The organism is Collinsella sp. BM28 (assembly GCF_054551995.1).
On the sequence record NZ_JBTOLJ010000001.1, the window covers coordinates 1,987,812 to 2,000,184 of the forward strand.

The 12,373-nt window shown below is 61.4% G+C and carries 10 protein-coding genes; 7 read left to right on the top strand and 3 right to left on the bottom strand.

Features of this window, described 5'->3' with window-relative positions:
- Nucleotides 1–3: 3 nt before the first annotated feature.
- From yidD to rpmH, 3 genes are read right to left on the bottom strand one after another with little or no spacing between them, the layout of a single operon-like run.
- Nucleotides 4–216 (bottom strand): membrane protein insertion efficiency factor YidD, encoded by a 213-nt coding sequence (gene yidD, locus ACX9NZ_RS08555; protein WP_233546205.1) that lies wholly within the window; start codon nt 214–216, stop codon nt 4–6.
- A 20-nt stretch (nt 217–236) separates the two neighbouring features.
- Nucleotides 237–572 (bottom strand): ribonuclease P protein component, encoded by a 336-nt coding sequence (gene rnpA, locus ACX9NZ_RS08560; protein ID WP_294122178.1) that lies wholly within the window; start codon nt 570–572, stop codon nt 237–239.
- Nucleotides 573–578: 6 nt separating this feature from the next.
- The gene (gene rpmH / locus ACX9NZ_RS08565; protein WP_039910401.1) at nt 579–722 is read right to left on the bottom strand and encodes a 50S ribosomal protein L34; all 144 of its coding nucleotides are present in this window, start codon (nt 720–722) and stop codon (nt 579–581) included.
- 358 nt (nt 723–1,080) lie between these two features.
- On the opposite strand from rpmH, the gene ACX9NZ_RS08570 reads away from it, so the two are divergent.
- The 7 genes from ACX9NZ_RS08570 (at nt 1,081) to gyrA (ending at nt 12,290) form a co-directional block, all read left to right on the top strand.
- Nucleotides 1,081–2,388 carry a sensor histidine kinase gene (locus ACX9NZ_RS08570; RefSeq protein WP_302742025.1) on the top strand — a complete coding sequence of 436 codons (1,308 nt, stop codon included), beginning with the start codon at nt 1,081–1,083 and terminating at the stop codon, nt 2,386–2,388.
- Nucleotides 2,389–2,441: 53 nt separating this feature from the next.
- On the top strand, nt 2,442–4,208 hold the full coding sequence (locus ACX9NZ_RS08575) for a DnaA ATPase domain-containing protein (RefSeq protein WP_407496163.1): 1,767 nt from the start codon (nt 2,442–2,444) through the stop codon (nt 4,206–4,208).
- A gap of 232 nt (nt 4,209–4,440) precedes the next feature.
- Nucleotides 4,441–5,544 carry a DNA polymerase III subunit beta gene (gene dnaN / locus ACX9NZ_RS08580; RefSeq protein ID WP_118654025.1) on the top strand — a complete coding sequence of 368 codons (1,104 nt, stop codon included), beginning with the start codon at nt 4,441–4,443 and terminating at the stop codon, nt 5,542–5,544.
- A gap of 164 nt (nt 5,545–5,708) precedes the next feature.
- Complete coding sequence (gene recF, locus ACX9NZ_RS08585; RefSeq protein ID WP_118654024.1) at nt 5,709–6,794, top strand: DNA replication/repair protein RecF; 1,086 nt, start codon at nt 5,709–5,711, stop codon at nt 6,792–6,794.
- Nucleotides 6,795–6,869: 75 nt separating this feature from the next.
- Entirely contained in the window at nt 6,870–7,241 is a 372-nt protein-coding gene (locus tag ACX9NZ_RS08590; protein ID WP_304291140.1) for a DciA family protein, read from the top strand.
- A 237-nt stretch (nt 7,242–7,478) separates the two neighbouring features.
- Entirely contained in the window at nt 7,479–9,503 is a 2,025-nt protein-coding gene (gene gyrB, locus ACX9NZ_RS08595; RefSeq protein ID WP_118654022.1) for a DNA topoisomerase (ATP-hydrolyzing) subunit B, read from the top strand.
- Between the two features lie 21 nt (nt 9,504–9,524).
- Nucleotides 9,525–12,290 carry a DNA gyrase subunit A gene (gyrA, locus tag ACX9NZ_RS08600; protein ID WP_407496232.1) on the top strand — a complete coding sequence of 922 codons (2,766 nt, stop codon included), beginning with the start codon at nt 9,525–9,527 and terminating at the stop codon, nt 12,288–12,290.
- Nucleotides 12,291–12,373 lie beyond the last annotated feature (83 nt).

The window sequence follows — 12,373 nt, forward strand, 5'->3', positions numbered from 1 at the left end:
TACTTACGGCACGGGGTCATACCCGCCGGCATGAAACGGATGACAGCGCAAAATACGCCGCACACCCAGCCAACAGCCTTTGACCACGCCATATTTCTCTATTGCCTCAACAGCATACTGAGAACAGGTGGGGATGTATATACACGCATCGGGTAAAAGGGGCGAAATATACCGCTGGTACCCGCGAATCGCGGCAAGGCAAAAGCGCTTGAACATCCCCGTACTCCACATCCTGCTCAGTTGTTGTGGACAACGTGAGCCCGACGCAAAAGAGCGAGCAGAGCCAGCCGCATCTCCTCAGGAGAAGCGGTACGAGTGCGGGGCGTCGCGAAGAGGATAATCTCGTGGCCCTCGATGGGCAGCTCACAGGAACGCGCGGCTTCTCGCAGCACACGCTTGGAGCGGTTGCGGACCACGGCATTTCCCAACCTTTTGGCAGCAGCGAAGGCGACCCGAGCCGGATCGCCTTCGCTGACACAATCACATATAACCATGCGAATCAGAGGATGGTTGAGCCGCTTCCCCTGAGTAAACACCCGCTCAAAGTCCTGATGGGACTTGATGGTCTGCATGAGAGCTTAGTTGTCGCTCACCGTGAGACGCTTGCGGCCCTTAGCGCGACGACGGGCGAGAACGGCGCGACCGGCCTTGGTGGCCATACGGGCGCGGAAGCCGTGGGTCTTGGCGCGCTTGCGCTTGTTCGGCTGGTAAGTACGCTTCATGGTTAACATCCTCCTGGTGCGTTTCGACTACTCGAAAAATATACGCGTGAGCTAAGAGATTGTAGGGAATATGGTGCGGGAATGTCAATCTCGCAACCATGAAATACGCATACTTTTCGAAGGTGCGCGATCAAGGGCATTGGCGCCTCCCGTCACGAACCGTTTCTTTCATAACTTTTCATGCACTTATCAACAGGTTGTTAGCAGTATGTGGATAACTTTTCAGTTCTTTCCAACACTTTTCAACACAATGGGAAAACTTGTTGAAAAGTTTTGAAAGCTTCCAACGTGACCTGCTATCCTAGGTTCACGGCAAACGTAGAAAGAACGCACCATGTCAGAAGACTTCTACCCATTTGTGGATTCCGGCGATCCGGCTCCGGACAACACCCACCTCACGGGAGCAGCGCCAATACAGGAAGCCAACCGTAGCGGCGCCTCAACGGGGGCGACGGAGCGGTCGCAATCTGCATACACGACGCGAATCTCGGTGTACGACGACATGTTGTCCACACCGCGCGTCATCGTAGTCGAACAGGCGGATGTACGTACGTACCTGGAAGATGTGACCAACACCGTCCATCGCACCATGAAGGAACAGGGCGGTCACCTCTCGCTCATGATCATCCGCGAACTTGTGGAAAACTTCATACACGCGCAGTTCAGCGAGCCGGTCATTTCCATATTGGACAACGGCGACACGATTCGCTTTGCGGATCAGGGCCCCGGCATCGACGACAAGGAGCGCGCGTTTGAATTCGGCGTGACGAGTGCGGATCGATTTAAAAAGCGATACATCCGAGGAACCGGCGCGGGACTCCCCATGGTGCAGCAATATGTCGAGGCCGCCGGGGGCGCCATCTCGGTGGAAGATAACCTGGGCGCGGGGACGGTGGTCACGGTGAGCGTGAATCCCGTGCGTGTTGAGGAGATCGAGCGGGCCGTTTCACGTGGAGCAGCCGTGCGCAGTGGGCACCATGATGAGGTACCCATGCAGGCGGGCGCGCAGCCAAGTGGATTCGGGGCCGTGGGGGCGCAAACAAGTCCGAATCCGAACTGGGGAACGGGAATGCAGGCGGAAACCGATCCGCGGGCGATATCCATGGGGACGATGGCCCCGCCGTACCCACAAGGGTATCCATGGACGCCGGGGGCGGGTGTGGGTTACCCGGCATATGGCAATCCGTACGGCATGACACAGCCATACGGCGGTATCCCGCAAGGATACCCAATGCAGATGGGGCAACTGGGGCAGCAGTCGCATCAAGCGATGATGGGCGGGCAGATGATGGGAATGCCCAATCTCGGCGGCATGACCGGCGGCGCAGAGACGGCGCCCGCGTCGATGGCACCCGGGACAGCCATGCCCGGCGCGGCCATGCCCGTAGCAATGCCAACGCCGGGCATGCCGACGAATGCCATACCCGGCGAGCAGCAGCCCTCGCTCGCACCAAGACCATATGTGAGCGAGCGTGGGGCCCTTGCTCTGCGTTATATCGCACAAAACGGCAAGGGAGGCCCAACCGACCTCACGCGCACCTACGGAAATTCAGATGCAACGTGGTCGCGCGAGCTCGACACCCTCTCGGGGACGGGGCTCATATATAAACGTGGTCAGAAATACGTGCTCACCGAATTGGGTCAAGGATGGGCGCAGCAACAATAGCCCACGCACGACGGTTGGACCGCCCCTCGATGCAGAGATAAGGAATGGGGAAGATGGATAACGAAGCGCGCATACTCCTCGATGACGTCATCGAGTTTTGCCGGCGCGACGAGCGCGAGCCGCGCCTCATACATATGCTGGAACAGTGTCAGGCCGTCGCATTCGACGACGAGTCCCTCACCGTGCAGGTGCCAAGCCGGTTCGCCTATACCTACCTCGTTAAACAGCGCGAGTCTATCGAAGCGTACCTCGAGGAGATCTCCTTCATGCCCATGAGGCTTGAGGTCGTCGTCGACGGACGAGGTGCCGCTGGAGAATCGAGGGCCACCGCAGCAAGTGTGCGGGAGGCCTCACGCCGACAGGCGGAGCCTCCCCTCGCGAGCATACTCGCAGATACCAAAAGCATGCGCAGGGAGGATCCCCTCCCCTCCAACGAGAACGGCGCGGCTCCCCAAGAGAGCGTGCCAGCCGCGACCCACCCCCTCGACGCAGCGGTCTCGACTCCCACGGGCGGCGAGACCGGCCGATCGGGCATCAGCGTGGTGAACACCGTGTCCCCCGACACCTTCCGCCGCATGATGCAGGAGATGCGCGCGGGCGACCCAGGTGCAAAGAAGCCCTCCACAGGAGAAGCCGCCGCGCGCGGAAACAACCCCACGATGGTGCGCGCGGCGGCGGGGGACGGCTCCCAGCCAGGCAGGGGCCCGGCGGGCGACATCAACGCCAAATACACGTTCGACAGCTTTGTCGCGGGCGACGAGAACCGTCATGCCTTCAACAGTGCCATGCGCTTCGCGGCGTTTGCCGAGGAGCCTGGGCAATGCCCCTCGCTGTTCATCTACGGCAACTCGGGTCTTGGAAAGACTCACCTGCTCTTCGCCGTGCGCAATTACCTTGCCAAGGAAAAACCCTATATCCGCGTCAAATACGCGAATTCCCAAGCATATCTCGACGACTACATGAACGAACTCGGCGGGCAAAGAGGTCCGGGCAGCCTCATCATGCGCGAGTATCGCGATGCGGACATCCTCATCATCGATGACGTGCAGAACATCGTGGGCAAGCAGGCGTCGGTCGAGTTCTTCTTCCAACTCGTCGACAGCTTCATCCGCGATGGCAAAAAGGTCGCGTTCGCATCGGATCGCGCGCCCAAGGACCTCGCCATGGACGAACGTCTCACCAGCCGTTTTAGCCATGGCATGCTGTGCCTCGTCTCCGAGCCGGGATTTGAGATGAAGTACGTCATCCTCAAACGCTATTACGAGAACATCATCAACGGCTCGGGCAATCTCGACGGACTCAACGTCGACACGTCCCTGCTGTCAATGCTACCCGAACACGAGGGGCACCTCACTGACGAGCATCTGCGCCACATGGCGGAGATCTCGGGCAACAACATCCGCAACCTCGAAAGTTTCTGCGAACGCTGCGCGGGACTCGCTGCCGAGCGCGAGGCGTCAGGGCTCGAACTCTCGGCGTCGGATATCGATGAGACGGCAAAGACCTACTTCAACACCGCGCGCAAGATCATCCATATCGATATGGTCCAGCGGGTGGTCGAGGAGTTCTACCACGTGAGCCACGAGGAGCTGATAGGTCCCCGGCGCACCGCGACCATCGCCTTCGCGCGTCATGTCGCGGTCTATCTCGCCAACAACTTGTGCGAGATGACCACACCGGCCATCGGATCCGAGTTCGGCGGTCGCGACCATTCAACCGTACTCAACTCGCTCAAGGTCGTGGAAAACAAGATGCGCGAGGACCGGCGGATCTACGAAGACGTCCAAAACCTCAAGAACACGATCATGCTCAAATCGTAGAAGACACCTGTGGAAAACCTGTTGGAAGGTGGGGGTAGAAGTTGGGGACAACGCGGCCGTCCATGTTGAGAAAAATATGGGTCGACTCACGATGGGCAAAACTCAACGGTTGTCTACAATGGATTGTTGAGAGAAATCAATGGGTGTAACTGGGCAAACAAGCGTAGTCCACACCATCCACCGGGTTATTACTGTTGTTACTTATATATATTTAAGAGAGGAATAAAAAGAGATGAAGTTCACGGTCAGCCAATCTGCGCTCTCTGATGCCATCGCCATCGTCATGAAGGGCATTGCCCCCTCATCGACCCTTCCCATCCTCTCCGGCGTGCTCGTGCGCGCAGCAGACGGCGTCCTCGAATTCCAGACGTCCAACTACACCATCTCGATCCGTCATCGCATCGCCGCGCGTGTGGACGAAGAGGGGCAGGTCGTCATTCCATGCAAGATGCTCTCGAACATCTGCAAGACCCTACCCGATGCGCCCGTATCCTTCGATGTGACCGAACACCAGGTGAGCATTACGTGCGAGCGCTCTACGTTCCGACTGAACACGCTCGACGCCGGCGATTTCCCCGAGTTCCCCACGTTCGCCCTTGAGCGCTCCGTCGAGCTCCCCGCGAACATCTTGAGTGAAATGGTCTCCCGCGTGTGGCGCGTCACCTCGACCGACAAGAATCGCCCCGTGCTCAACGGCGTCTACATGACGGTTGAAAACAACACGATTCGCCTGGTTGCCACCGACTCGTATCGCCTTGCCGTGTGCGACACGCAGGTGGAGACCTCTACGCTGGAGGGCAGCTTCGAGCTGAACGTCCCCGCTGACGCCTTCAACGACGCGCTGGCTATCACCGGCGGCCAGGGTTCGATCCTCATCGGCTCGACCGATACGCAGGTCGTCTTCGTGGCGGGCAACACCACCTACGTCGCCCGTCGTATCGAGGGCACGTACCCCAATTACAAGGCGCTCCTCCCCGCCGCCTGCGCCACAACGGTTAAGATCGACGTTGCCGCCCTTAGTTCGGCGCTCAAGCGCGTTTCGACTGTCGCCCAGGCGAACTCCGCGGTCAAGTTCGATATCTCCGCGGAGACGGGCACCATGGTGCTTTCCGCGATTTCCAACGACCAGGACGCCGCCACCGCCACCGTCGAGGTCGAGGCGGAGGGCGCATCGGGCGTCATCGCGTTCAACTACCACTACATCTTTGGTTGCCTGAACGTTCTATCGCACGAAAAGGAGATCACGCTCGAGCTGCAGAGCTATAACCAAGCAGGCGTGTTCAAGTCGTATGACAAGATCAACTACCTGTACCTCGTCATGCCGGTGCGTATTTAGCGCCGCCGCGGGTCGGCGGCCGAGCGCGTCGCGCCCGCCGGCTGCGCGTGCCCACCGCGCCCACCCGGCGTGCCATTGTGTTGACATGCTACGTCCCCAACTGCACCAACCGCACCACATTCCCGGTCCCTTCGCCATTCCGACCATCTGAGGTTTTTCGTTCTATGAGCATCACCGCGACGGAGCTCTCCGTTGTCAATTACCGCAGCTTCGATGAGTGCGTGTTGGCGCTCAGCCCGCATGTGACGGTACTGGTGGGCCGCAATGCCGTGGGAAAGACCAATCTCGTCGAGGGGCTGCAGCTACTCACTGCCGGTTCGTCGTTCCGCAAGCCGTCTCCATCCGAGCTGCTGCGCGAGGGCGCATCGACGGGCCGCGCTCGGCTCTCGCTTGCGGGTGACGGAAGAGCGCTCGAGATGGGGCTTGAACTCGCGGACGGTAAGCGCGCATTCACCCGTAACGGCAAGCGCACCACCGCCGCTGGGGTGCGCGGCGTTTTGCCGAGCGTACTGTTTTGCCCGGATGACCTTGACATGGTCAAACGCTCGGCCTCGGTTCGCCGCGCCGCTCTCGATTCCTTTGGTGTCCAGCTGAATGCTCAGTACGCCAAGCTGCTCTCGGCATATGAGCGCACGGTCGAGCAGCGAAACAGCCTGCTGCGCGATTGCCCCGCATCGGAGCTGCTTGAGGCCTGGGACGAATCCCTGGCGGCGACCGGGGCTCAGCTTCTCATGCATCGGCGCGCCTTGCTCGCGCGCATTCGAATGCATTTTGTTGACGTCTATCGCGTCATTGCCCCGCATGAGGAGCCAGATGTGGCCTACGAGTCCACGATAGGTGAGCTGGGGGAGGGGCGCGAGGAGGTATCCAGCCAGTTCCTAGGGGCACTCCGCGAGCGCCGCACGGATGAAGTGCGCCGGGGGCTCACGCTCGTGGGCCCGCACCGCGATGAGATATCCTTCACCATAGATGGGCGCTCGGCGCGCGACTTTGGGAGCCAAGGCCAGCAGCGCTCCATCGTGCTGGCATGGAAGATCGCCGAGGTGGAGGTGACGCGCGATATCTTGGGCCGCCCGCCCCTGTTGCTGCTGGATGACGTGATGAGCGAGCTGGATGCCACGCGCCGCGAGGCCATCATGGGATTCGTGGCACAGGAGGTCCAAACGGTCATTACCACGACGAACCTCGGGTATTTTTCGGATGAGGTGCTCGACGGCGCAAAGGTCGTACGCGTGGGGTCCATCGATTGATGAGTGGCCGCGTGCCAGGGGGCGTGTTTCCCCTTGGCGCGCGAGCTTGGTGCGGACCCGCAGAAGGAGGAGCGGATGGGTCGTGTGACCGAGAAAGGGCGCCTTAACGCCACAGCCGGATTAGGGGACTTTATCAATTCCGAACGCAGCCGTCTGTTTGACGGCGCGACCCCCGAGCGCCGGCAGCAGTTTCGGCAGGCGGAGCGTCGGCATGAGATCTATCATGCCTGGAATCAGGTGTGCGCCAACTCCCGCGAGGGTAAGCACGTGACCGGCCTGCATTACGTGCCCGAACGGGACGAGCTCGTGGTGTACACGGACGGCGCCTCCTGGACGCAAGAGCTGAGCATGATGCGTGAGATTATCCGCGCGCGTATGGAGCGCTTGGGCGGCGCCGTGGGCAACATCGTGGTCAAGACGTCGCGCCCGGGGTTTGAGCGCGCATAGCGCATGGGGTCTCCGAGCGAGACTCTTTGGACTCTTGGGTTCAAGCCGACACATCGCCCTTGAGCGCACTTCTCTCATGAGGAGGCGGGAGGGACGCAGAAGAGCCCTCTATCGCCCTAAATGAGCCCTCATTGGCTTCTAGGGGTATTTGTGATGTGGTCGATATCGCGTTTTGCCATTGGTTCATGCGATAAACTGTAAAGGTTAGCCATACTTCACAGCATAGAGGGAGATTACGTGGCGGATCAGAACGAATACGGCGCGGGCGAGATTAAGATCCTCGAGGGCCTCGAGGCCGTCCGCAAGCGCCCAGGCATGTACATTGGTTCGACCTCGGTGAGCGGTTTGCACCATCTGGTGTGGGAAATCGTGGACAATTCGGTGGACGAGGCCATGGCCGGCTTCTGCACCACCATCGAGGTCACGGTGCATCCCGACAACTCCATCACCGTTGTGGACAACGGCCGCGGCATTCCTGTCGCCGAGCACCCGGTCAAAAAGATTCCGACGCTCGAGGTCGTCATGACGATCCTGCACGCCGGCGGCAAGTTCGACAACGCTGCCTACAAGGTCTCCGGCGGCCTGCACGGCGTCGGCGTCTCCGTCGTCAACGCGCTCTCCAAGAAGATGAACGTTCAGGTTCGTCGCGACGGCAAGATCTACGAGATGGAGTTCAGCCGCGGCAAGACCACCCAGAAGATGCGCGAGATCGGCACCTGCGGCACCACGGGCACCACCACCACCTTCTGGCCCGACGAGGAGATCTTCGAGACCACCGTCTACAACTACGACACCCTGCGTGATCGCCTGCAGGAGACGGCGTTCCTCAACAAGAACCTCAAGATCGTCCTTAAAGACGAACGCGCGTCGACCCCCCAGGTGGACGAGTTCTGCTACGCCGGCGGCATTATCGACTTCGTCAAGTACCTGAACGACGGCAAAACCGTGCCTGACGGTCTCAAGAACCCCATCTACCTTTCCGGCGCCTCCGAGCCCGACGCCCCGGTGGAGAAGACCGGTGAGGTCGAGATCGCGATGCAGTGGAACACCTCGTACTCCGAGACCGTCATGAGCTTCGCGAATGACATCAACACGCCCGAGGGCGGCATGCATATGGAGGGCTTCCGCACCGCCCTCACCAGCGTGATCAACGATTATGCACGTAAGAACAACATCCTCAGGGAGAAGGATGCCAACCTTACCGGCGACGATGTTCGCGAGGGTCTTACCGCTGTGGTCTCCGTCAAACTGGCCGACCCCCAGTTCGAGGGCCAGACCAAGGCGAAGCTCGGCAGCTCCTTCATGCGCACCCTCGTTCGCAAGATCGTGGCCGAGCAGTTCACCGATTACATGGAAGAACACCCCAAGCAGGCGCGCGAGATTATCAAGAAGGCGCAGCAGGCGAGCAAGGCCCGCAACGCCGCCCGCAAGGCCCGCGAGGCCACGCGCCGCAAATCCCTGCTCGAGACCGCGAGCCTGCCCGGCAAGCTCGCCGACTGCTCGGTGCGTGACGCTGAGTTGACCGAGCTCTTCATCGTCGAGGGCGACTCGGCGGGCGGCTCAGCCAAGGACGGCCGCCGCCGAGACATCCAAGCGATCCTGCCCCTGCGCGGCAAGATTCTGAACGTCGAGCGCGTGGGTGACCACCGCGCGTTCTCGAGTGATACCATCCAGTCCCTCATCACCGCCATTGGTTGTGGCGTGACCACCGGCAACGGCGATGGCGGGGACTTCGACATCACCAAGGCGCGCTACCACAAGATCATCATCATGACCGACGCCGACGTCGACGGCGCGCACATCCGCATCCTGCTGCTCACGTTCTTCTACAAATACATGCGCCCGCTCATCGATGCCGGCTACGTGTACGTCGCCTGCCCGCCGATCTTCGGCATCAAGGTCCGCAACAAAATCCACTACGTGTACCCCAACGGACGCCAGGCTGAGGACGAGATTCTGCGCGAGTCCATCGCCGCGCTCGGCCTCAACCCCGACGAGGGCGATGACGAGCAGGCAAACGGAAAGGTCACCAAAAAGCGCAAGGGCTACACCGTCCAGCGCTACAAGGGCCTCGGCGAGATGGACCCCAAGCAGCTGGCGAGCACCACGATGGACCCCAAGACCCGCATCCTGCAGCGCGTCACCATCGAGGACGCCGTGGTGGCCGACCGCGCCGTGCGCGAGCTCATGGGCTCTGAGGTCGGGTACCGCCGCGAATACATCGAAAAGCATGCTCATGATGCTCGATTCTTGGACGCTTAAGGAGGACACGTGGCTGACGATATGAACAACGACGAGCGCGAGTTCGAAGGCGCATCCGAGGGCATGCCCGAGGACCTCAAGCGCCTGCTCGCCCGCGCGAACGAGGACGAGGACGGCGGATACGACCCCGATGCCGACTCCGACGAGGAAGAGGGCGACGACGAGGAGCTCGAGGAGAGCTTTGGCGCCAACGACCGCGGCGAGGACGCCGGCACCGATGTTAACGGCGGCTCCCTGCAGATCAGCGAGTTCGGCCGCGAGATGAAGCAGTCCTTCATCGAGTACTCCATGTCGGTCATTACCGCCCGTGCTCTGCCCGATGTGCGCGATGGGCTCAAGCCGGTCCATCGCCGCATCCTGTACGCGATGAACGAGAGCGGCATCTTCCCCAACCGCCCACACAAGAAGTCCGCGTGGACGGTCGGCGAAGTTATCGGTAAGTACCACCCGCACGGCGACTCCGCGGTTTACTACACGATGGTTCGCCTTGCCCAGTGGTTCTCCATGCGCACGCCGCTCATCGACGGTCACGGCAATTTCGGCAACATCGACGGCGACGGCGCGGCGGCCATGCGTTATACCGAGTCCCGCCTGGCAAAGCCCGCCATGGAGCTCCTACGCGACTTGCAGAAGGATACGGTCGACTGGCAGCCCAACTACGATGAGTCCCTCGCTGAGCCCACCGCCCTGCCCGCGCGCTTCCCCAACTTGCTGGTCAACGGCAGTCAGGGCATCGCGGTCGGCATGGCGACCAACATCGCACCGCACAATTTGAACGAGGCCGTCGAGGCGACCTGCTACCTTATCGACCATCCCGACGCGACGGTCGACGAGCTCATGCAGATCATGCCCGGCCCCGACTTCCCCACCGGCGCCCTCATCATGGGTACCGACGGCATCCGTCAGTCCTACGAGACCGGACGCGGCTCCATCACGGTGCGCGCCAAGGCACATGTGGAGTCCACCAAGACCGGCCGCAGTCGCCTCGTTTTCACCGAGATTCCGTACATGGTGAACAAGGGCACCTTGCAGGAGAAGATCGCGAGCCTCGTCAACGAGAAGCGCATCGAGGGCATTTCCGATATGCGCGATGAGTCCACGCAAAAGGGCCTGCGCCTCGTCATCGAGCTCAAGAAGGGCGTCATCCCGCAGGTCGTGCTCAACAACCTGTACAAGTACACCTCCCTGCAGACGACCTTCGGCGCAAACAACCTTGCGCTCGTGAACGGCGTGCCCAAGTGCCTGTCGCTGCGTGAGATGCTCTCGCACTACATCGACCACCAGGTCGACGTCGTGACCCGCCGCACCCGGTTCGACCTCAAGAAGGCCCAGGCCCGCGCTCACATTCTCGAGGGCTACCTCATCGCGCTCGACCACATCGACGAGGTCATCTCCATCATCCGCTCCTCGCAGACGGACGCGGAGGCCTCCGCGCGCCTCATCGAGCGCTTCGGCTTCACGCCCGAGCAGACCACGGCCATCCTCGAGATGAAGCTCCGCCGTCTCACCGGCCTGGAACGCGACAAGATCGAGGAAGAGCTCGCCGGCCTGCGCCGCGCCATCGCCTACTACGAGGACCTGCTCGCGCACGAGGAGAAGATCCTCGGCGTGATCAAGGAAGAGATGCGCGAGATCGCCCGCAAGTTCGGCGACAAGCGCCGCACCCAGATCACCGGTGCCGAGAAGGACCTGAATGTCGAGGACCTCATCGCCGACGAGGACATGGTCGTCACCATCACCCACACCGGTTACGTCAAGCGCATCCCGGTGGCCGCGTATCGCGCGCAGAAACGCGGCGGCAAGGGCGTCTCGGGAGTGAGCCTCAAGGAAGACGACGTCATCGACGAGATGTTCATCGCCAGCACCCATGAGTACGTGCTGTTCTTCTCCACGCGTGGCAAGGTGTACCGCCTCAAGGTGCACGAGCTGCCCGAGGGCACGCGTCAGGCGCGCGGCACCGCTATCGTGAATCTACTGCCGTTTGAGGACGGCGAGAAGATCGCTTCTGTCATTTCTTGCCGCGAGTTCCCTGAGGACGAGTACCTCATGTTCGCCACGGCGGGTGGCATGGTAAAGAAGACGGCTATGGCGGCCTACGACCGTTCCCGCCGCGACGGCATTATCGCCATCAACATCAAGAGCGGTGACCGCCTGCTGGGCGTGCGCCGCGTGAAGCCTGGCGACAAGATCATCATGGCGACCACCGCCGGTAAGGCCATCATGTTCTGCGAGGACCAGGTGCGCGCCACTGGCCGCGACACGAGCGGCGTGCGCGGTATCAGCATGAAGGGCGACGCCGAGGTTCTGGGCATGGAGATCACCAGCGGCCAGGGCGAGCTTTTCGTGATCACCGAGCGCGGTTACGGCAAGCGCACCCCGGTTTCCGACTACCCGGAGCAAAACCGCGGCGGACAAGGCGTCTACACGATTCAGATGACCGAGCGCAAGGGCGCACTGGCGGCCATGAAGGTCGTGGGTCCGCAGCATGAGCTCTTTATCATTACCGAGGGCGCGACGGTCATTCGCGTCAAGACCGCCGAGATTTCCCAGACCGGTCGTGCCACACAGGGAGTGAAGATGATGAGCGTGGATGACGGCGACCGCGTGACGGCTGTGGCTCGCATGACGAGCGCCAAGAAGGAGGCCGAGGATTCCGACGAGACAGAGGGCGGGGATTCATCCGACTTGGTGGCCGAAGGCGAGACGGATGCCGAGGCTCCCGGCAGCGAGGTCCGCGTGGACATCGGATCCGGCAGCGAGCCACTTGAGGACACGATGGACGAGTAGTCCCGTTTGACACAGCGCACTTCACCAGAAAGGCCCCGTAAAGGGGCCTTTCTGGTGGGTGGCGTGCCCGCCCCCCCCGCCGA

What these genes read in the sequence shown, in the direction of transcription:
- recF (WP_118654024.1), top strand. Translation starts at nt 5,709, where the DNA reads ATGAGCATCACCGCGACGGAGCTCTCCGTTGTCAATTACCGCAGCTTC.
- rnpA (WP_294122178.1), bottom strand. Translation starts at nt 572, where the DNA reads ATGCAGACCATCAAGTCCCATCAGGACTTTGAGCGGGTGTTTACTCAG.
- ACX9NZ_RS08590 (WP_304291140.1), top strand. Translation starts at nt 6,870, where the DNA reads ATGGGTCGTGTGACCGAGAAAGGGCGCCTTAACGCCACAGCCGGATTA.
- dnaN (WP_118654025.1), top strand. Translation starts at nt 4,441, where the DNA reads ATGAAGTTCACGGTCAGCCAATCTGCGCTCTCTGATGCCATCGCCATC.
- rpmH (WP_039910401.1), bottom strand. Translation starts at nt 722, where the DNA reads ATGAAGCGTACTTACCAGCCGAACAAGCGCAAGCGCGCCAAGACCCAC.
- ACX9NZ_RS08575 (WP_407496163.1), top strand. Translation starts at nt 2,442, where the DNA reads ATGGATAACGAAGCGCGCATACTCCTCGATGACGTCATCGAGTTTTGC.
- yidD (WP_233546205.1), bottom strand. Translation starts at nt 216, where the DNA reads ATGTTCAAGCGCTTTTGCCTTGCCGCGATTCGCGGGTACCAGCGGTAT.
- gyrA (WP_407496232.1), top strand. Translation starts at nt 9,525, where the DNA reads ATGAACAACGACGAGCGCGAGTTCGAAGGCGCATCCGAGGGCATGCCC.